The organism is Paraburkholderia metrosideri (genome assembly GCF_904848625.1).
Taxonomy (GTDB): domain Bacteria; phylum Pseudomonadota; class Gammaproteobacteria; order Burkholderiales; family Burkholderiaceae; genus Paraburkholderia; species Paraburkholderia metrosideri.
This window is the reverse complement of record NZ_CAJHCP010000007.1, coordinates 172,610-191,409: the sequence shown is the minus strand read 5'-3', so window position 1 is coordinate 191,409 and position 18,800 is coordinate 172,610. Positions and strand designations below refer to the sequence as shown.

Sequence of the window (18,800 nt, the reverse complement as noted above, 5' to 3'; positions counted from 1 at the left end):
AGCGACGCCTGAGCGCCGCCCAACCCAGCGTCAAATACTCTTCACAACTCGACTTGCGACGGAACCCGCCCATCCGGGCCGTAGAAGCCAGCCTTGCGCGGCACGTTCACCTGGAGCGCGGCGAGTGCCCTCTGGTTGTAATCCATCCGCACCCGGATCAGTTCGCCATTGCTGGTGTTCACGCGTCGCGCGCGGTCTGCCGCTTTTTGCAGCAGCGTCCATTGCGCGGCGACCCGCGCGTCGGTACTGGCTGCCAACTCCATGCCGGACCAGCCAGCCGGAAAACCCAGCTCGGCTAATTGCGCGTCGCGCGCGGCTTCGAGTCTGGCCAGCACGCCGATCAGTTCGGTTTTCTTCTCGATGATCGGCGGTAATTGCTCCACCGGCGAGACGGCGGTCAACGCCCGGGTTTCGAGCGTCAGAATCGAGGCGAATGCCTCGACGGTCGAATATTCTTCGACGAGGGTGGCAAGCAGGGCGTCTTTCATCTCAACAACTCGCTAAACACGCCGGCTCGCGCACGATTCGCGAGCCGAGTTTGTCGAACGTCGCCGGCCACTTCACCACACGTCACTGTGTCGATTAGTTGCCGGTCGACGAGGTCTTGTTCTGCAACAGGTCGCGCGCCGTCTGCAACACGCCGTCGGCGATCTTGCTCGAATCGATCTGCAGCGTGCCATTCGCGATGGCCTGCTTGATCGACGCGACATGCGCCGTGTCGATGTCGGCCGAGCCGGACGCCGCCTGGCTGAGCAGGTGCTGCGACAGGCCCGACAGGCTGACGCTGGCATCGCCCGAGCCGCTGCTGGCGCTTGACGAGGTCGTCGCCGCGCTTGGCGTGGTGTCGGCGCTCGTTGCGCTGGCGTCGCTCGGCTGGGAGCGGGGCACGACGTCTAACGTCGGCAGATTCGAATTGGTTGTGGAATCGACTTTCACGATTGGCTTCCTGAACGATTTGATCCTGATAACGGCAACCGCTGATCAAAACTTTAGCGCAATCGCTCCACGCTTTTCCTTGCCTTTCAATGCAATCCGGCCCTTTCGGTGCCTCGATCGTCCGCATGACCGTCCGCGTTGCCGCCCGGCTGATAGCCCGGTTCGCTGCCATGGCTGCGGCCGGCGTGCGATTCAGCGCGGCCAGCCAGGTCACAGCTGGATCTCCACTGTCGCTCCATCGCGGACGATGCCCGAGATGATCTGGCCAGTCGCGGTCTTCACCCGAATCTGCTGACCCGGCGACGCATTGTTCATCGCACTGCCTTCCGCCGAGATCGAGAAGCCGTCCCCGGCTGCCACCACCCGCACCGTCTGGCCGATCGACACGGCCGACGCGCTCTTGAGCATGTCGATGCGCAACGGCATGCCGCCCGCAATCCGCGTCAGCGACACCGAGCCGATGGCCTGTGAAGGATCGGTGACGATGGCCTGCGGCAAGCCGGTCAGATCGCCGTCGCGCGCGACGAGGTCGGCGGCGGTGAGGACTTCGCCGACGCCCATTGCACGTGCCGCCAGGTAGTAGGTGGCGTGCAGCGACACGCGTGCCTGCAGATAAATGGTCCACGGACGACCGCCCGCGCAGCGCACGCCCACCGTCGTACGGCCCCACATGCGCGCGCCCGTCGGCATGAACGGTTCGAGCGACGAGCAGGCGGCGATGCCGCGCGGAAAAGCGGCGGCGACGGTGATGTCGACCTTGCCGGGCAAACCGACGGCCTGTTGTTGCAGGAAGGCGAGCGCGGCCGCGTGAATGGCTTCGGGGTCCTGTTGGCCGGGCAGCGGGGCGGCCTGTGCGACGGGTTGCGCGGTGGGCTGCGCGGTGGGCTGTTTAGCAGGCAGCGTCGTGGCGCTTGGCTGGGCATTCTTCTGCGCCGCAACCTGTACCTCGCGCACCGCCAACGGCTGCGGTCTGGCGATCGTGGGACGGCCCGGCATCGCGGTTGCCGTCACGATGGGCCTGCCGTTTGCACCGAGCTCCGGCGGCAAGCCGCGCGATGCGAGGCTGTCGAAGCCGCCCTGGGGAGCGCTGGCGACGACTGGCTGCGGGTTGACGTAGGCCGCCGGCGCGGGCGTCACCACGACCGGCACGATCGGCGCTGACGCCGACGCCGTCATCGCGCGCGAATTTTGCGCGGCATAGCCGCGCGCCACGGCCATTGAAGAACCCGACGCCCCAGCTGTGGCGGCATTCCCCGGCGGCGGAATCGTCACGACGCCATTGGCATCCGGCTTTAAATTGGTGTGAATCATGGTCGGCGCAGCGGCAGGTTCGCCCGCGCCCGGAATGACGATCGCGCCGTTCGAACCGGCCGCGCGCGTGAACGAATCGGCATCGCGGTTCTGCGGCTCGCGTCCGGCCGTCTGGGCGGCGGCAGCGGCCAACGCCGTGGCTACCGCGGCGCGCTGCGCGGGTGTCGCCGCGGCCATCTTTTGTGCGAGTTCGTTCAGGGCAGCCGGATTGTTCTCAGCCGGACCGGCAATCACGATCGGGCCGCTCGCTTCCTGAGCCTGGGTGCTGCCTGGCAACAGCACGATGCCGCCCGCGACCCACAGCGCGACGTTGACCACCATCCGCGTAAAGAGGCGCGCTGTGATGCGCCGCGCCAGACGCGGCGCAATCCGCATGGTGCGGGCCGGCAGTGAGCCACGCGAAGCTCGTGAACCCGCTCCAGTGCGATGCGCCGCCGCGTGGCTCGCACGCTGCGGCAGATCGGAAGTGGGCTGGTCCATACGGTTCTCCATCGAATGCATCGGTACGCCTTGCATTCTAGAGAGCGCGCCCCCGGCGCAAACGTTGAATAGAAGCCCCCTTTCCCGGTTATTCGTCCGATTGCCGCTTGCGTTCGGCCCATAAGATGCACCTCATGCAAAAAGGCCTTCCCGGTCGACGCGAACCTCGCATGAGACGCCGAAGGGGAAGCCTCGGGAACCTTCTCGGGAGATTTCTATGCTGGACAAACTCGATGCCGAATTCGCCTTTGGCCGCCAGGCGATGGATGTGCGCGCTTACCGGCAGGAACTGCTGTCGTCGAATATCGCCAATGCCGATACCCCCGGCTACAAGGCACGCGACGTCGACTTCGCTTCGTCGCTGGCTGGCGCGCTGAAAAAGACCGGTGGCAGCACCACCGGGCAGGGCGCGTCGAACAGCTCGACGCTGGCGATGACGCAACCGGCTGGCGTGACGAGCGGCATGTCGATGGTGTCGACGGAACCGGGCCATATGTCCGGCAAGTCCACGCTGACGGCAACCGGCGGTTCGCCCGACGACTACGGCAACCTGCAATACCGGAATCCGGTCCAGCCATCGCTCGACGGCAACACGGTGGATATCGACACCGAGCGCGTGCAGTTCGCCGACAACACGCTGCACTTCGAGTCGGGCATGACGGTGGTGTCGAACCAGATCAAAACGATGCTGTCGGCGATCACGTCGGGCTCGTAAAAAAAGCAGCAGCAACGCACACGCAGTAACAGACACAGCAGCAAGCACGAACAAATCGCTACGGGACTTAACTTGAAGCCGGCTCAAACCGGCAGGAGAGGTCAGGAAACCATGCCATCCCTGATGAATATTTTTGGTGTTGCCGGCTCCGCGATGTCAGCGCAGTCGCAGCGGCTCAACGTGACGGCGTCGAATCTCGCCAACGCGGACAGTACCACCGGCCCGGACGGCCAGCCGTACAAGGCCAAACAGGTCGTGTTCGCGGTCAGCCCGCTCGGCGGCGCGCGCTCGGCCTCCGGTCAGCAGGTGGGCGGGGTGCAGGTCACTGGCGTGGTCGACGACCCGTCGCCGATGAAGACGGCGTATGAGCCCGGCAATCCGGCGGCCAACGCGGACGGTTACGTCACGCTGCCCAACGTCGATCCGGTGCAGGAAATGGTCAACATGATTTCGGCTTCACGTTCCTATCAGGCCAACGTCGAGACGCTAAACACGGCCAAAACATTGATGCTGAAAACGCTCACGATCGGAACCTGAGGAGACTTACCTTGACCACCACTATTGGCAACAACGGCGCGACCGTTTCGCAAACCCTGCTCGACACGATGAACGGCGCGTCGAGCAGCTCGACCAGTGCCACCAGCAGCACGTCCGGCACGTCGGCCACCGACTTGCAGAACACCTTCCTGCAACTGCTGGTTGCGCAGTTGAAGAACCAGGACCCGACTAGTCCGATGGACAGCTCGCAAATGACCTCGCAGCTGGCCCAGATCAGTACGGTGCAAGGCATCAGCCAGCTGAACACGTCGCTGACTTCGCTGTCGACGCAACTCTCGGCCGGCCAGTCGTCGCAGGCGGCGTTGCTGATCGGCAGCAGCGTGCTCGCGTCGGGCAACAGCATGACGGTCTCGAGCGGCAAGGCCAGCACCATCGGCGTCCAGCTTCCGGCAGCCGCGGACGACGTGACGCTGACGATCAAGAACTCGTCCGGCACGGTGGTCAACACGGTCGACCTCGGCAAGCAGTCGGCAGGCGTCGTGCCGGTCGGCGTGACGGCGGTCGATTCGTCCGGCAACACGCTGCCCGACGGCAGCTACACGTTCACTGTCAGCGCGACGGCGGGCGGCCAGCCTGCTACCGCGACGGCGCTCAGCGCGACGACCGTGGAAAGCGTCGTGCAGCAGTCCGACGGCACCAGCGGCCTCGTGCTGTCGAACGGCTCGACGGTTCCGCTGACGGGCATCGACGCGATTCTCTAATTCCGAGTCAAACAGCTAGTTACGACTTTCCAGATACGGAGTCACCATGGGTTACAACACAGGTTTGAGCGGTTTGTCCGCGGCGTCGAACGATCTCGACGTGATCGGCAACAACATTGCCAACGCCAACACGGTCGGTTTCAAGAGCGGCACTGCCGAATTCGCCGACATGTACGCGAGCTCGGTCGCCACTGCGGTGGCCAATCAGGTCGGTATCGGCACGCAAATGACCGCCGTGCAGCAGCAGTTCGCGCAAGGCTCGTTCACCAGCACCGGCGCTGCGCTGAACGCCGCGATCAACGGCAACGGCTTCTATCAGATGAACGATAACGGCACCTTGACGTACTCGCGCAACGGCGTGTTCCAGATGAACAAGGACGGCTACATCACCAACACCCAGGGCCTGGAGCTGATGGGCTACGCGGCGAACTCGGCGGGCGTGATCAACACCGCGCAAACCGTGCCGCTGCAAATCCCGACCGGCGATATTGCCCCCGTGGTGACGACGACCATCACCGGCTCGGGCCTGAATCTCGGCGCGCAGGACGACCTGATGTATGGCACGCCGACCGTGGCGGCGGGCGCGACGAACAGCGGCACGCTGGACACCACCGGCGCGGTGGTCACCAACGCGGCGGCCGGCACGAACACCGACAACTACTCGGTCGATTTCACGAGCCCCACGAGCTACAACGTCACCGACACGACGACGGGCTCGGTCACGGTATCTGGCGGCAGCTACACCGCCGGCACGGCGATCAGCCTCGGTAACGGCCAGACCATCACGTTCAGCGGCGATCCGGCCGCCGGCGACAGCTACGCGATCACCGCGCAGCCGATCACGTTCAACCAGAACTCCAGCGCGACCTACAACGCCGCGACCAGCGTTACCGCGTACGACTCGCTGGGCGGCTCGCAGCAGGTCAACCTGTACTTCGCAAAGACCGGCTCCGGCACGTGGGACGTCTACGCCGGCACCTCGACCGGCACGGCTTCGCTGGTCGGCGGTGCAACCTTCAACTCGTCGGGTGTGCTGACCGGCACGACGGACAAGTCGGGCAATCCGACCTCGACGCCGCTCGCGTTTAACTTCACGATTCCGAACACCGACGGCTCGAGCACGCCGCAAGCGCTGACGCTGAACGTTTCCGGCATGACCCAGTACGGCGGCAGCGACAACGTCGCCGCGATGCAGGCCAACGGCAACAAGGCGGGCAGCCTGAGCAACTTCTCGATCGACTCGTCGGGCACGCTGACGGGCACCTATTCGAACGGTGCGACGGCGGTGCTCGGGCAGATCGCGCTGGCGAACTTCACGAACCCGAACGGTCTCGTCGATCTCGGCAACAACGAATACGGCCAGACGCTGGCGTCGGGTCAGGCGCAGGTCGGCGTGCCGGGTAGCAACCAGCTCGGCAGTCTGGTTCCGGGTGAAGTCGAAGACTCGAACGTGGATCTGACGGGCGCGCTGGTCGACCTGATCACCGCGCAACGCAACTATCAGGCGAACGCACAGACGATCAAGACCCAGCAGACCGTCGACCAGACCCTGATCAACCTGTAATCGAACGGGACCCATCATGGATCGGCTGATATACACCGCGATGTCGGGCAGTGCCCAGGCACTCGAACAGCAAGCCATCGTTGCGAACAACCTCGCGAACGCCTCGACCACGGGCTTTCGCGCGCAGCTCGAAACGTTCCGCGCCGTGCCGATGTCGTTCGGCGACGGCAGCTCGATCAACGACGACACCACCCGCACCTTCGTGCTGTCGTCGACGCCGGGCGCGGACTACACGCCAGGGCCGATCCAGCAGACGGGCAATCCGCTCGACGTGGCTATCCAGGGGCCCGGATGGCTGTCGGTGCAAACCAATGACGGTGGCGAGGCTTATACGCGCGCCGGCAATCTGCACATCGACGAAAACGGTCAGCTGGTGAATGCCACCAATCAGGTGGTGCTCGGCAACGGCGGCCCGGTGTCGGTGCCGCCGGGGGCGGAAATCACCATTGGCAAGGACGGCACGGTCTCGGCGCTGACGCCGGGGGATCCACCGACCGCCGTCGTCACGGTCGATCAGCTGAAGCTGGTGAATCCGGATCCGCAAACGCTGACGCGCGGCGACGACGGTCTGTTTCGCACCGCCGACGGCAACCCCGCGGACGCCGATCCGACTGTGACGGTCGCGCCGGCTTCGCTGGAAGGCAGCAACGTGAACCCGGTCAGCGCGATGGTCTCGATGATCACCAACGCGCGGCAATTCCAGATGCAGACCAAGCTGCTCGAGAACGCGGACAAGAACGATCAGTCCGCTAACGAATTGCTGAGCTTCAGTTAATGGGATGTATGGGGCTGGGGTGAGCGCTGAAGCGCTGACGTCGGTCGACAGCTTTGCAGGGGGTAGCAGTAAGCGCTAAAGCGCTAACTGTCGCCGACAGCTTTGCATGGGACCGGAGTAAGCGCTGAAGCGCTAACTCCGGTCGACAAAGGAGAAACATAGTGAATCGCTCGCTCTACATCGCCGCTACCGGCATGAACGCGCAACAGGCGCAGATGGACGTGATCTCGAACAACCTCGCGAACGTCAGCACCAATGGCTTCAAGGGCTCGCGCGCGGTGTTCGAGGACCTGCTGTATCAGACCATCCGTCAGCCAGGCGCGAACTCGACGCAGGAAACCGAACTGCCGTCAGGTATCCAGCTCGGCACCGGTGTGCAACAGGTCGCCACCGAGCGTCTGTACACCCAGGGCAACCTGCAGCAAACCGGCAACTCGAAGGACCTGGCGATCAACGGCCAGGGCTTCTTCCAGGTGCAGATGCCCGACGGCACCACCGCCTACACGCGCGACGGCTCGTTCCAGACCAACGCGCAAGGCCAGCTCGTCACGTCGAGCGGCTATCAGGTGATCCCGGCTATCACGGTCCCGACCAACGCGACTTCGCTGACGGTCGGCAGCGACGGCTCGGTGTCGATCACCGTCGCCGGTTCGACTAACTCGCAGCAGCTCGGCACGATGCAGCTCGCCACCTTCATCAACCCGGCCGGTCTGGATGCGAAGGGCGAGAACCTGTTTTCGGAAACGGCTTCGTCGGGCGCGCCGAACATCGCGCAACCGGGCCTGAACGGCGCGGGCACGCTGAATCAGGGCTACGTGGAAGCCTCGAACGTCAACGTGGTGCAGGAACTGGTGAACATGATCCAGACCCAGCGCGCCTACGAAATCAACAGCAAGGCCGTGACCACGTCCGACCAGATGCTGCAGACCCTCAGCCAGATGCAGGTTTGAGGGACTGGGAATTAAAGGCGGTAATCATGATGTCGCACCTCTCCCGTATCCCGGTCCATTCGCGCACCGCTCAGGCGCTCGTGCAGATCACACTGCTCGCCGCGCTGGGCGGCTGCGGCCTCGTGCCGAAGCAGCCGATCACGCAGCAGCCGATGACGGCCGTGCCGCCGATGCCGCCGCAAATGCAATCGCCGGGCTCGATCTTCAACCCGGGCTACGCAGGCCGGCCGCTGTTCGAAGACCAGCGTCCGCGCAATGTCGGCGACATCCTGACTATCGTGATTGCCGAAAACATCAACGCGACCAAGTCGTCGGGCGCGAATGCCAACCGCTCCGGCAGCACGAACCTGGCCGTGCCGACCGCGGGCTTTCTCAGCGGCCTGTTCAGCAAGGCCAATCTGAGCGCGAACGGCAGCAATGTGTTCGCGGGCACGGGCGGCGCGAACGCGTCGAACACGTTCAACGGCACGATCACCGTCACGGTGACGGGGGTGCAGCCGAACGGCAACCTGCTCGTCAGCGGCGAAAAGCAGATGCTGATCAACCAGGGTAACGAGTTCGTGCGCTTTTCCGGCGTGGTGAATCCGAACACGATTTCCAGCCTGAACGCGGTGTACTCCACCCAGGTGGCCGACGCGAAAATCGAGTACTCGGCCAAGGGCTATCTCGACGAGGCCGAGAACATGGGCTGGCTACAACGCTTCTTCCTTAACGTGTCGCCGTGGTGATCATGCGTACCGTCTCTTTTCGCCGCGCCGCTCACGCTGTTCTTGACGCAGGTCGCAGCACCGCGTCGCGGGCTGCCCGTGCGCTTGCGTTCGTCGTGCTCGCCTGCGCTGCGCTGCCGGCCGTAACCGTCACGCCAGCGCATGCCGAACGGCTGAAAGACCTCGTGCAGATCCAGGGCGTGCGCGACAACCCGTTGATCGGCTACGGCCTGGTGGTCGGCCTCGACGGCACGGGTGACCAGACCACCCAGACACCGTTCACCACGCAGACGCTCGCCAACATGCTGGCGAACCTCGGCATCTCGATCAATAACCAGGCGGCGGGTTCGAGCAGTTCGTCGTCGTCGCTGTCGAACATCCAGTTGAAGAACGTCGCCGCAGTGATGGTGACGGCGGTGCTGCCGCCGTTCGCACGTCCCGGCGAACAGATCGACATTACCGTATCGTCGCTCGGTAACGCCAAGAGCCTGCGCGGCGGCACGCTGCTGCTGACGCCGCTCAAGGGCGCGGACGGCCAGGTGTACGCGCTCGGCCAGGGCAATCTGGCGGTGGGCGGTGCGGGCGCAAGCGCCAACGGCAGCAAGGTGCAGGTCAATACGCTGGCGGCGGGCCGCATTACCGGCGGCGCGATCGTCGAACGCGCGGTGCCGACGTCGGTATCGCAGGCGGGCACCATGCAGCTCGACCTCAATGAAATGGATTACGACACCACGCAGCGCGTCGTCGCAGCGGTGAACAATGCGTTCGGTAGCGGCACCGCCACCGCGCTCGACGGCCGCACCGTTCAATTGCGCGCGCCGAGCAGCCCCGAACAGCAGGTCGCGTTCATGGCGCAATTGCAGAATCTCGACGTCAGGCCGGCACAAGCCGCCGCGAAGGTCATTCTGAACGCGCGCACCGGCTCGATCGTGATGAACCAGATGGTCACGCTGCAGACGTGCGCGGTGGCGCACGGCAATCTGTCGGTGGTGATCAACACGCAACCGGTAGTGAGCCAGCCGGGTGCGTTCTCGAACGGCCAGACCGTGGCTGCCCGGCAGTCGCAGATTCAGATGAAGCAGGACAACGGCGCGCTGAAGCTGGTGACCGCCGGTGCGAACCTCGCCGACGTAGTGAAGGCACTCAACGCACTGGGTGCGACGCCCGCGGATCTGATGTCGATCCTGCAGGCCATGAAGGCGGCGGGCGCGTTGCGCGCCGACCTGGAAATCATCTAAGGAAGACGCCAGATGAATTCGGATACGACCAATACCGCGAACGACCTGACTAACCGGTTTGCGCTCGACGTGCAGGGTTTCGGTGCGCTGAGCGCGCAGGCCAAGGCTTCGCCGCAAGCCGGCATGAAGATGGCTGCTCAGCAGTTCGACGCTGTTTTCACGCAGATGATGCTGAAAAGCATGCGCGATGCGACGCCGCAGGACGGTCCGTTCGACTCGCACGACAGCGCGACCTTCACGTCGATGATGGATCAGCAGATGTCGCAGGAACTGTCGAAGAAGGGCATCGGCGTGGCCGATGCGATGCTCAAGCAGTTGATGCGCAACCAGGGCATGCAGGTCGGCGGCGCCAGTGGCGCGGGCGGCGCGAACAGCCTGGCCAGCATGGCCAATGCGCTCGGCGGCGGCAGCAGCAGTGGCGGCGGTGACGAAGGTCAGACCGCTGCGCTCAATGCACTCGCGAAAGCCTACGGCAACGCGCAGGCCAATGGCCAACTGGCAATGGGCAAGGCATACACGGGCAATAGTTCGTTGACGCCGCCGTTGCGCGGCGACGGCAGCTCGCCGAAGATCGACGCGTTCGTCGACAAGCTCGCCGCGCCGGCCCAGGCCGCCAGCGCCGCGACCGGAATTCCGGCGCGCTTCATCATCGGTCAGGCCGCGCTCGAATCGGGCTGGGGCAAGAGCGAGATCAAGAAGGCGGATGGCTCGACCAGCCACAACGTGTTCGGCATCAAGGCCACCAAGGATTGGACCGGCAAGACCGTGTCCACCGTCACCACCGAATACGTGAACGGCAAGCCGCAGCGCACGGTCGAGAAATTCCGCGCGTACGACTCGTATCAGGAAGCGATGACCGACTACGCGAACGTGCTCAAGAGCAACCCGCGCTATGCGCAGGTACTCAACTCGTCGCACGACGTGACCGGCTTCGCGAACGGCATGCAGCGCGCGGGCTACGCGACCGACCCGCATTATGCAAAAAAACTGCTGTCGATCATGCAGAAGATGGCTTGATCGGCGCGTCAAACGGCGCGTGCCGCGCACGTCGATTCGCTACGAGGCGAATCACGGCACGCACCGGAGGTAACTGAAACACCCGAATAAATCCATGCACGCGACGGGGCCAGGTGCATAACAAGACGGACGAGGCCGGTCGCCCAACGGGCGGCCGGCCAACCCGCGTGAGGCGGAGCACGTTTTAACGTTTGCGGCAAATATTTCATTACACGCCCCTAAATTTTGGCTGGGCGCTGCCGCTAATCAGTTAGACCCGATACCGGAAAAGCGCTGTAATGTCCGGTTGAACGCGCGTGCCGCGGCCTTAACAGACCGTTCGAAGGCCCCGGCAGGAGCCCTCGGCACGCGCCCGCAAGAACATGCATACCGGCAAGCCCATGGATATAAACCAGTCGAACGGCCAGAGCGACATGCACAGCCACGCGCACATATCGCAGGACGAAGGTGCAAATGACTTCGGCCGCCGTAATCCCCTCGAGATCGGCGTCCAGCTGCGCAATCTCGTCAATCGGGGCGATTTCCTCACCGTCGAATATGCAGGCGGCCAGCTCGTCACGCGCCTGCTCGACGTCGATGTGCGCGCCCGCACGTTCATTTTCGATTGGGGCGGCGTGTCCAATCAGAACACCGGTCTGCTGGCCGCGGCACGCTGCCGGTTCCACGCGGCGCCGGACGGCGTGCGCGTCGAATTCGGCGTCAGCACGCCGCGCGAGACGAAATTCGAAGGCATGCCGGCATTCGAGGCCGATTTCCCCGACGTGCTGTTTTACGTGCAGCGTCGCGAATATTTCCGTGTCGATGCGCCGGTCCTCGATCCGTACGTATGCACGGGCCGGTTCCCTGGCGGCGATACGTTCCGCTTCGAGGTACACGATCTGTCGCTTGGCGGTGTTGGCATGCGTACCTCCGACGAACGCGTCGCCGAATTGCCGATGGGCATGCGTTTCGAAGATTGCGAGCTGGTGCTCGGCGCGCTCGGCCGCCTTTCGCTCGATCTGCAACTCGTGTCGCACCGCTCCACCGCCCTGCCGAACGGCACGCAGCGCTATCAGCTCGGCTTCCGTTTTCTGACGCTGCCGGGCAGCGCCGAAAACACGCTGCAGCGCCTGATCACGCAACTCGAAATGAAGCGCCGTTCGCTGGTGCGCTGAGGCATAGAAACCATCGGGACGGCCCTCAATTTTTTGCGCCGGAGGCCGTTAATCAATGTATTCAAGTAACCCGGCGGCATGTGTGCGGTGTCGCCCTTCAGGATGACGCATGTCGGGCAATCTCATATCTATCGGCCTTAGCGGACTCAATGCAGCCCAGTGGGGTTTGACGACGACTGGTGAGAACATCAGCAATGCGTCGACCGCCGGCTATTCGATGGAAACGCCGGTCTATTCGGAAACCGCCGGCACCTACACCGGGTCTGGCTATCTGCCGATGGGTGTCTCCACGACCACCGTGCAGCGCTCGTACAGCCAGTATCTGGCGACCCAGCTCAACACCGCGCAGTCGACCAGCGGTTCGCTGACCGCATACAACACGATGATCACGCAGCTCAATAACCTGGTCGGCAGCCCGACCTCGGGGATTGCGAGCGCCATCAACAGTTATTTCACCGGTTTGCAGAACGTCGCCAACGACGCGTCGGACACTGCCACGCGGCAGACCGCCGTCAGCGATGCGCAGACCCTCGCCGACCAGATCAATGCGGCCGGCGCGCAATACGACAGCCTGCGCTCGAGCGTCAACACGCAGATGAGCAACGCGGTCACGCAGATCAACACGTACACCGCGCAGATCGCGTCGCTGAACAACCAGATTCTCGCGGCCAGCAACCAGGGCCAGACGCCGAACCAGTTGCTCGACCAGCGCGACGAGGCCGTGTCGAACCTGTCGCAACTGGTCGGCGTGTCGACCGTGCAGGCCAGCAACGGCAGCTACAGTGTGTACATGTCGAACGGCCAGCCGCTGGTGTCAGCCGACAACAGCTTTGCGCTCGGCACGGCGACCTCGTCGACCGATCCGACCGAACTGTCGGTTACCTATCTCGGCCAGGTTGGCGCGAAGCCCACGCCGACGCCGCAGACGCTGTCCGACAGCCAGTTGTCCGGCGGCACGTTGGGTGGTCTCGCGGCATTCCGTTCGCAAACCCTCGACCCGGCCGAAGCGCAACTCGGCGCAATCGCCACCAGCTTCGCCGCGCAGGTGAATGCGCAGAACGAACTGGGCATCACGCTGAACGGCGCGGCGGGTGGCGCGCTCTTCACGGTCGGCACACCGCTGGTCAACGCAAGCACGCAGAACACCGGCGATGCGACGGTGAGCGCGAGCTTCGCGGATGCCACCCAGCCGACCACCGGCGATTACACGCTGGCCTATAACGGCACCACCTACACGCTGACCGACAATTCGACCGGCAGCGTGGTGGGCTCCGCGCTGACTCTCGATAAGCCGATCGACGGCCTGCAATTCTCGAGCAAGGGCACGATGAAAGCGGGCGACTCGTTCGAAGTCCAACCGACCCGCGGCGCGCTAAACGGCTTCGCGCTCGCGACCACGTCGGCGTCGGCAATCGCCGCCGCGGCGCCGGTACTGGCGTCGGCTTCGGCATCGAACACCGGCAGCGCGCAGATCACCCAGGGCTCGGTGACAGCGGGCTACAGCGCGCCGACCACCGCATCGACGATCACCTACACCGCCGGCACGGGCCTGACCGGCTTCCCATTGGATTCGGTCGTGACGGTGGCCGGTTCACCGTCCCAGTCGTACACGATTACGTCGTCGACGACCGCGGTGCCTTACACGGCCGGCTCGGGCGCGACGCTGACCATCACGAATCCGAGCAATTCGACCAGCGCCGCCAGCATGAACAACGTGACGGTCACGATCAGCGGCGCGCCGGCCAGCGGCGACTCGTTCACGATCGGACCGAACACTGGCGCCGCCAGCGACGGCCGCAACGCGCAACTGCTGTCGAACCTGACTTCGGCGCAGGCGCTCGGCGGCGGTACGTCCACGCTGACCCAGGCGTACGCGAACTACGTCAACGCGATCGGCAATCAGACTACCCAGATTCAGAGTTCGAACACCGCGCAGACCGCGCTCGTCACGCAGATCACCACTGCGCAACAGTCGGTGTCGGGCGTCAACATCAATGAGGAAGCAGCGAATCTGCTTCAATATCAGCAGCTCTATCAGGCGAACAGCAAGGTCATCCAGACGGCTTCGACCCTGTTCCAGACGTTGCTCGGCATCTTCTCGTAAGGCGTTAAACCATGCGTATTTCCAGCCAGCAGTACTTCAGCATGAACGTCTCGACAATGAATGACCAGCAGGCCCAGTTGTCGCAGATCTATCAGGAAATCTCGAGCGGACAGGCGCTGACCACTCCCGCCGACAATCCGCTTGGCGCGGCTCAGGCGGTGCAGTTGAGTTCGACGGCGACGGCGCTGTCGCAATACACGACGAACCAGAACGCAGCACTGTCGTCGCTGCAGGCTGAAAGTTCGACGCTCGGCAACGTGATGACCACGCTGCAAAGCGCCAATACGGCCGCGTTGAGCGTGGGCAGCGGTGTGCTGAACGACACCAACCGCAACGCCATCGCGTCGCAACTGGAAAGCCTGCGCGACCAGTTGCTGACCTACGCGAATGCGACGGACGGCTCGGGCAATGCGCTGTTCGCCGGTTTCCAGAACACCTCGACCGCGTTCACGACCGATTCGAGCGGCGCTGTCGTCTATACCGGCGACACCGGCACGCGCACGGTGCAGGTCACCGGCAGCAACGCGGTGGCGACGAGCGACAACGGTGCGGCGGTGTTCACGAGCGTTAGTTCGACCAATGCCGAGCCGATCGCGGCGGGCAATTCGGGCAATACCGGCACCGGCGTGATCGGTTCGGTGACGGTGAACGATCCGACCAACACGGCGAATGCCGATTCGTACCAGATCGCGTTCAGCGGCAGCGGCTCGTCGCTGAGTTACACGGTCACGGATACGACCACGGGTGTCGCCGCTGCGGCGCAGCCGTACACCGCGGGCGCCGACATCACGATGGGTGGTCAGACGGTGGCGATCAGCGGCACGCCGGCCGCTGGCGACCAGTTCTCCGTTAAACCGGCCAATCAGGCGGGTACCGATGTGTTCGCGAACCTGAACGCGATGATCGCCGCGCTGCAGACGCCTGTGACCGGTGACCCCGCCGCGCAGGCAAACTTGCAGAACGCGATGAACGCGGGCATGGAGCAACTGGCGAACACGATGGGCAACGTGACGGCGGTGCAGGCGTCGGTCGGCGGCCGCGCACAGGAAGTGACGGCGCTGCAAACCGTCACGCAATCCAACTCGCTGCAGACGCAAAGCAACCTCGCTGATCTGACCTCGGTCGACATGGTCTCGACGATCAGCAAGTACACGCTGGAGCAGGCTGCGTTGCAGGCTTCGCAGCAGGCGTTCGCGCAGATCCAGAACATGTCGCTGTTCCAGTACATCAACAATTGATCGATGGATCGCGCGGGCATTCCGCCGCGCAGACGTAAGAAAACCGGCGCAAGCCGGTTTTTTTATGTTTGGGCGCAGTTATCCGGTTAATCAATTTGCGCGAAAAAAACCGTCTGTCTGTCCTACACGTCGACGGTTATCGCGTATCGACAGATTCGGCAGGCGTGGCACCGGCCAGCGCGCCGCGTGCGAGGCGCGCGATCTGCGCGAATAGCTGCTTTGCATGAGCCATCGGCACGGGACGGTTCTCGGCCAGCGAGACGATCATCGACAGGACATCAGCTAGGCGTTCAATGTCCGCTCGAAACAGTGCGCATTGGGGTGCGAGTGACGCACCAGACGAGTCCTGGAAAGCGCGTTTTATTTTATGCGCCTTGATTCAGGTGTAAATCCTGCCACGAAGGACGCGGCAAAACCTTTGACGATTCTTCACTCTTTGCATTTCCCCATCGTGCTACAAGGGATTTTCAAAGATAGTTGGAATGACATCCACGGGCCGTCATGCCAGTACGCTGCACCTTTGCACTGAACAACAAAAACCACGTCCGCGTTGTACTGCTCTGGCTTCGGTTCAGTCACCGCCTATTCTGGTCAGAAGTGGGGACGTGACAACCCGAAAGCGACAGCCGCAGAAGACGTAGGGCCGCTCCCGGCAGGCACGTACTATATCGTTGACCGGCAATCCGGCGGAATGCTTGGTTGGGCGCGCGATTTGTGGTCTGAAGACGGCTACGGAACAACCGACAGGACGAAATGGTTTGCTCTGTGGAACCCGAGTACTGGTGATACGACAATGATCGACGGCATTCGTCGCGGCAGTTTTCGTCTGCACCCGGAGGGGCCGCAGCATCTAAGCGAAGGCTGTATTACCGTGGGCAGTCACATTGAGTTTGACCAGCTTCGCCAGTTCATTCTCTCCCGTAAGCCTGACTTGCCGGTTCCCCGCAGCAGTCTGCGCGCCTACGGAACGGTGGACGTTCGATGAAAAGATGGCTTCCGCGCATCGCAAGCATGCTTGCGTATGTCGCAGCATCGCTTGTCGGCGGTTGGTTTCTTGGGGCGTTTATCTCTCACACGGCCCTATGGATTCCAGAATGGTTATGGAACGCGATGCGCGACACTGTTCGCGCCACTAGCGTTGTGGGTCTATACAACGAAGACGACGTTGAGACCTTGTGCCTCGTTGCGCTAACCATTGCGTCGTGGCTGACTGTCGCACTCGCCTTGGGCGTCGCATGGTTTGCAGTGGCGTGTTATGTCCGGAAGCGGCGAATGCAACAACGTGTCGGGTGAGTGAAATCAGTGTGAAGCCGGCTTTTTTATTGCAAACCGCACCAGGCAACGAAGGAAAACCGCGCAGCGAACCGGCGTTATTTCAACCCCGCCGCGACCCGCCCCATCTCGTCGATACCGCTATCGAACAACCGCACGAAGAACGGAATCATGTTCGGCAGCATCAGTTGCACGAGCAGCAGCCCGACCAGCATGGTCAGCGGAAAGCCGATCTGGAACACGCCGATCTGCGGTGCGGCCCGGTTCAGAATGCCGAGCGCGAGGTTGGCGATCAGCAGTGCCACCACCACCGGCAGCGACAGCAGCAACCCCGCCGAGAAGATCGAGCCGCCCCAGTAGGCGAGCGTTTGCCAGCCGTGCGGCGCGAGCAGACTGGCCGACACCGGCACCGACTGGAACGTGGTCACGAGCGCGGCCAGCATCTGCAAATGGCCGTCGACGGCGAGGAAAACCAGCATCGCGATCGTCGACATATAGCGCGAGATCACCACGCCCGAGCCGGTCGATTGCGGATCGAAGAAGGTCGCGAAGCCGAGACCCATGCCGAGGCCGACGAAGTAGCCGGTCGCATCGATCGCCTGAAAGACGATCTGCATGGTCACGCCCAACGCGATGCCGATCAGGAACTGGTTGACGAGAATCCACACGCCGGCCGCCGAAAACACCGTCACCTGGGGCAATGCGCCGATGGTCGGTGCAACGATGATCGTGGTGAAGGCAGCGAGGCCGACTTTCACGCGCGTCGGCATCGAGACGTTGCTGAGTATCGGCGCGGTGGCGATTAGCGCGGCGATGCGCGCGAACGGCCACAGGAACGCGGTCAGCCAGGCATTCAGTTGAGCGTAGGTGACCGTGAACATGAGAGGGCGGGCGGGTGCTGAAGCGGCTTCAGGCCGCTCAGTTGACGAGCGTCGGAATGCTGGTGAGCGTGTGACGCAGGTAGTCGAGCATGGTCGTCAACATCCACGGACCGACGATTACCAGCGTGACGGCGATGGCCAGCAGCTTCGGAATGAACGACAGCGTGGATTCGTTGATCTGCGTGGCGGCCTGAAACAGGCTCACCACGAGGCCGACCACCAGCGCGACTAGCAGGAGCGGAGCCGCCAGCACCAGGCCGACGTACATCGCCTGGTGGGCCAGCGTCATGACTGATTCGGGTGTCATGGTGAATGTGCCGGAAACGGTGAGAGGTTAAAGGACGCTCAGGCGACGCTTAAACGAAACTCTGCGCGAGCGAGCCGAGCAGCAACTGCCAGCCGTCGACCAGCACGAACAGCATCAGCTTGAACGGCAGCGAGATGGTGGCGGGCGACACCATCATCATCCCCATCGACATCAGCACGCTCGCCACCACCATGTCGATGATCAGGAACGGGATGAAGATCGTGAAGCCGATCGTAAAGCCGGTTTTCAGTTCGCTGGTCACGAACGACGGCACCAGCAGCGACAGCGGTACGTCTTCCGGACCCTGCATCGGCGCGGCGTGCGAGATGCGGGCGAACAGCGCGAGATCGCTTTCGCGGGTCTGACGCAGCATGAAGGTCTTGAACGGCGCGACGCCGCGCGAGACCGCCTGATCCATCGAGATCGTGCCGTCGGAAAACGGTTTGTAGCCGTCGTTATACGCCTTGTCGAGCACCGGCGACATCACGAACAGCGTAAGGAACAGAGCGAGACCGACCAGCACCTGGTTAGGCGGCGTGGTGGTGGTGCCGAGCGCCTGGCGCAGCAGCGACAACACGATGATGATGCGCGTGAAGCTCGTCATCATCAACACCATGGCGGGCAGGAACGACAGCATCGTGAGCAGCAGCATCGTCTGCACGCTCAGCGAATAGGTCGTGCCGCCATTCGGCCCGGGGCTGGTGTTGAATGCCGGCAACCCGGCAGTTTGTGCGAACGACAACGATGGCAGCGCGAGCAGCAGCGCAGGCATCACGAGTAGCAGAAGGGGCGCCACACGGCGCAGCACGGCGATCATTTTCGATACGACCCGCGATCCGCCGACGGCACGATGGGTGCGCATGTCGCGCGCTGACTGAAAACTGAACTGCAG

The 18,800-nt window shown here is 63.4% G+C and carries 20 protein-coding genes; 13 read left to right on the top strand and 7 right to left on the bottom strand.

Annotation, left to right across the window (positions count from 1 at the left end; translation table 11 throughout):
• Positions 1 to 41: 41 nt before the first annotated feature.
• From LMG28727_RS16905 to flgA, 3 genes are all read right to left on the bottom strand, one after another.
• Positions 42 to 488 carry a flagella synthesis protein FlgN gene (locus LMG28727_RS16905; RefSeq protein ID WP_201643459.1) on the bottom strand — a complete coding sequence of 149 codons (447 nt, stop codon included), beginning with the start codon at positions 486 to 488 and terminating at the stop codon, positions 42 to 44.
• Between the two features lie 94 nt (positions 489 to 582).
• Positions 583 to 936 carry a flagellar biosynthesis anti-sigma factor FlgM gene (flgM, locus tag LMG28727_RS16900; RefSeq protein WP_201643458.1) on the bottom strand — a complete coding sequence of 118 codons (354 nt, stop codon included), beginning with the start codon at positions 934 to 936 and terminating at the stop codon, positions 583 to 585.
• 210 nt (positions 937 to 1,146) lie between these two features.
• Positions 1,147 to 2,727: a flagellar basal body P-ring formation chaperone FlgA gene (flgA, locus tag LMG28727_RS16895; protein WP_201643457.1), complete on the bottom strand. Its 1,581-nt coding sequence runs from the start codon at positions 2,725 to 2,727 to the stop codon at positions 1,147 to 1,149.
• 217 nt (positions 2,728 to 2,944) lie between these two features.
• Here flgA and flgB point away from each other — a divergent pair, with 217 nt between their 5' ends.
• From flgB to flgL, 12 genes are all read left to right on the top strand, one after another.
• A complete protein-coding gene (gene flgB / locus LMG28727_RS16890; RefSeq protein ID WP_201643456.1) occupies positions 2,945 to 3,442 on the top strand; it encodes a flagellar basal body rod protein FlgB in 498 nt (165 codons plus the stop codon).
• Between the two features lie 111 nt (positions 3,443 to 3,553).
• Positions 3,554 to 3,979 carry a flagellar basal body rod protein FlgC gene (gene flgC / locus LMG28727_RS16885; RefSeq protein WP_074762466.1) on the top strand — a complete coding sequence of 142 codons (426 nt, stop codon included), beginning with the start codon at positions 3,554 to 3,556 and terminating at the stop codon, positions 3,977 to 3,979.
• A gap of 11 nt (positions 3,980 to 3,990) precedes the next feature.
• On the top strand, positions 3,991 to 4,701 hold the full coding sequence (locus LMG28727_RS16880; protein WP_236592013.1) for a flagellar hook assembly protein FlgD: 711 nt from the start codon (positions 3,991 to 3,993) through the stop codon (positions 4,699 to 4,701).
• Between the two features lie 46 nt (positions 4,702 to 4,747).
• Complete coding sequence (locus LMG28727_RS16875) at positions 4,748 to 6,265, top strand: flagellar hook protein FlgE (RefSeq protein ID WP_201643455.1); 1,518 nt, start codon at positions 4,748 to 4,750, stop codon at positions 6,263 to 6,265.
• Between the two features lie 16 nt (positions 6,266 to 6,281).
• Entirely contained in the window at positions 6,282 to 7,040 is a 759-nt protein-coding gene (flgF, locus tag LMG28727_RS16870) for a flagellar basal-body rod protein FlgF (protein WP_201643454.1), read from the top strand.
• 161 nt (positions 7,041 to 7,201) lie between these two features.
• Entirely contained in the window at positions 7,202 to 7,990 is a 789-nt protein-coding gene (gene flgG, locus LMG28727_RS16865; protein ID WP_201643453.1) for a flagellar basal-body rod protein FlgG, read from the top strand.
• A 29-nt stretch (positions 7,991 to 8,019) separates the two neighbouring features.
• Positions 8,020 to 8,718 (top strand): flagellar basal body L-ring protein FlgH, encoded by a 699-nt coding sequence (gene flgH / locus LMG28727_RS16860; RefSeq protein ID WP_201643731.1) that lies wholly within the window; start codon positions 8,020 to 8,022, stop codon positions 8,716 to 8,718.
• Between the two features lie 2 nt (positions 8,719 to 8,720).
• Positions 8,721 to 9,935 (top strand): flagellar basal body P-ring protein FlgI, encoded by a 1,215-nt coding sequence (locus LMG28727_RS16855; RefSeq protein WP_236592011.1) that lies wholly within the window; start codon positions 8,721 to 8,723, stop codon positions 9,933 to 9,935.
• 12 nt (positions 9,936 to 9,947) lie between these two features.
• On the top strand, positions 9,948 to 10,952 hold the full coding sequence (gene flgJ, locus LMG28727_RS16850) for a flagellar assembly peptidoglycan hydrolase FlgJ (protein ID WP_201643452.1): 1,005 nt from the start codon (positions 9,948 to 9,950) through the stop codon (positions 10,950 to 10,952).
• 380 nt (positions 10,953 to 11,332) lie between these two features.
• Complete coding sequence (locus LMG28727_RS16845) at positions 11,333 to 12,106, top strand: flagellar brake protein (RefSeq protein WP_201643451.1); 774 nt, start codon at positions 11,333 to 11,335, stop codon at positions 12,104 to 12,106.
• Between the two features lie 109 nt (positions 12,107 to 12,215).
• On the top strand, positions 12,216 to 14,210 hold the full coding sequence (gene flgK, locus LMG28727_RS16840) for a flagellar hook-associated protein FlgK (protein ID WP_201643450.1): 1,995 nt from the start codon (positions 12,216 to 12,218) through the stop codon (positions 14,208 to 14,210).
• 11 nt (positions 14,211 to 14,221) lie between these two features.
• Positions 14,222 to 15,448 (top strand): flagellar hook-associated protein FlgL, encoded by a 1,227-nt coding sequence (flgL, locus tag LMG28727_RS16835; protein ID WP_201643449.1) that lies wholly within the window; start codon positions 14,222 to 14,224, stop codon positions 15,446 to 15,448.
• Positions 15,449 to 15,584: 136 nt separating this feature from the next.
• On the opposite strand, the gene LMG28727_RS34555 is transcribed toward flgL, so the two are convergent.
• A complete protein-coding gene (locus LMG28727_RS34555; protein WP_268960498.1) occupies positions 15,585 to 15,716 on the bottom strand; it encodes a hypothetical protein in 132 nt (43 codons plus the stop codon).
• Positions 15,717 to 15,998: 282 nt separating this feature from the next.
• On the opposite strand from LMG28727_RS34555, the gene LMG28727_RS16830 reads away from it, so the two are divergent.
• Positions 15,999 to 16,433: a DUF2778 domain-containing protein gene (locus LMG28727_RS16830; RefSeq protein WP_328810886.1), complete on the top strand. Its 435-nt coding sequence runs from the start codon at positions 15,999 to 16,001 to the stop codon at positions 16,431 to 16,433.
• Between the two features lie 385 nt (positions 16,434 to 16,818).
• On the opposite strand, the gene fliR is transcribed toward LMG28727_RS16830, so the two are convergent.
• The 3 genes from fliR to fliP are packed head-to-tail and all read right to left on the bottom strand — an operon-like array spanning position 16,819 to position 18,800.
• Positions 16,819 to 17,601 (bottom strand): flagellar biosynthetic protein FliR, encoded by a 783-nt coding sequence (gene fliR / locus LMG28727_RS16825; RefSeq protein WP_201643448.1) that lies wholly within the window; start codon positions 17,599 to 17,601, stop codon positions 16,819 to 16,821.
• Positions 17,602 to 17,638: 37 nt separating this feature from the next.
• Positions 17,639 to 17,908, bottom strand: a complete 270-nt coding sequence (fliQ, locus tag LMG28727_RS16820) for a flagellar biosynthesis protein FliQ (protein ID WP_201643447.1) — start codon at positions 17,906 to 17,908, stop codon at positions 17,639 to 17,641.
• A gap of 49 nt (positions 17,909 to 17,957) precedes the next feature.
• Positions 17,958 to 18,800 (bottom strand): flagellar type III secretion system pore protein FliP, encoded by an 843-nt coding sequence (gene fliP, locus LMG28727_RS16815; protein WP_407945854.1) that lies wholly within the window; start codon positions 18,798 to 18,800, stop codon positions 17,958 to 17,960.

What these genes read in the sequence shown, in the direction of transcription:
- fliR (WP_201643448.1), bottom strand. Translation starts at nt 17,601, where the DNA reads ATGTTCACGGTCACCTACGCTCAACTGAATGCCTGGCTGACCGCGTTC.
- LMG28727_RS16875 (WP_201643455.1), top strand. Translation starts at nt 4,748, where the DNA reads ATGGGTTACAACACAGGTTTGAGCGGTTTGTCCGCGGCGTCGAACGAT.
- flgB (WP_201643456.1), top strand. Translation starts at nt 2,945, where the DNA reads ATGCTGGACAAACTCGATGCCGAATTCGCCTTTGGCCGCCAGGCGATG.
- LMG28727_RS16855 (WP_236592011.1), top strand. Translation starts at nt 8,721, where the DNA reads ATGCGTACCGTCTCTTTTCGCCGCGCCGCTCACGCTGTTCTTGACGCA.
- flgH (WP_201643731.1), top strand. Translation starts at nt 8,020, where the DNA reads ATGTCGCACCTCTCCCGTATCCCGGTCCATTCGCGCACCGCTCAGGCG.
- fliQ (WP_201643447.1), bottom strand. Translation starts at nt 17,908, where the DNA reads ATGACACCCGAATCAGTCATGACGCTGGCCCACCAGGCGATGTACGTC.
- LMG28727_RS16905 (WP_201643459.1), bottom strand. Translation starts at nt 488, where the DNA reads ATGAAAGACGCCCTGCTTGCCACCCTCGTCGAAGAATATTCGACCGTC.
- flgF (WP_201643454.1), top strand. Translation starts at nt 6,282, where the DNA reads ATGGATCGGCTGATATACACCGCGATGTCGGGCAGTGCCCAGGCACTC.
- flgA (WP_201643457.1), bottom strand. Translation starts at nt 2,727, where the DNA reads ATGGACCAGCCCACTTCCGATCTGCCGCAGCGTGCGAGCCACGCGGCG.
- LMG28727_RS16845 (WP_201643451.1), top strand. Translation starts at nt 11,333, where the DNA reads ATGGATATAAACCAGTCGAACGGCCAGAGCGACATGCACAGCCACGCG.
- LMG28727_RS34555 (WP_268960498.1), bottom strand. Translation starts at nt 15,716, where the DNA reads ATGATCGTCTCGCTGGCCGAGAACCGTCCCGTGCCGATGGCTCATGCA.
- flgK (WP_201643450.1), top strand. Translation starts at nt 12,216, where the DNA reads ATGTCGGGCAATCTCATATCTATCGGCCTTAGCGGACTCAATGCAGCC.
- flgJ (WP_201643452.1), top strand. Translation starts at nt 9,948, where the DNA reads ATGAATTCGGATACGACCAATACCGCGAACGACCTGACTAACCGGTTT.
- flgC (WP_074762466.1), top strand. Translation starts at nt 3,554, where the DNA reads ATGCCATCCCTGATGAATATTTTTGGTGTTGCCGGCTCCGCGATGTCA.
- flgL (WP_201643449.1), top strand. Translation starts at nt 14,222, where the DNA reads ATGCGTATTTCCAGCCAGCAGTACTTCAGCATGAACGTCTCGACAATG.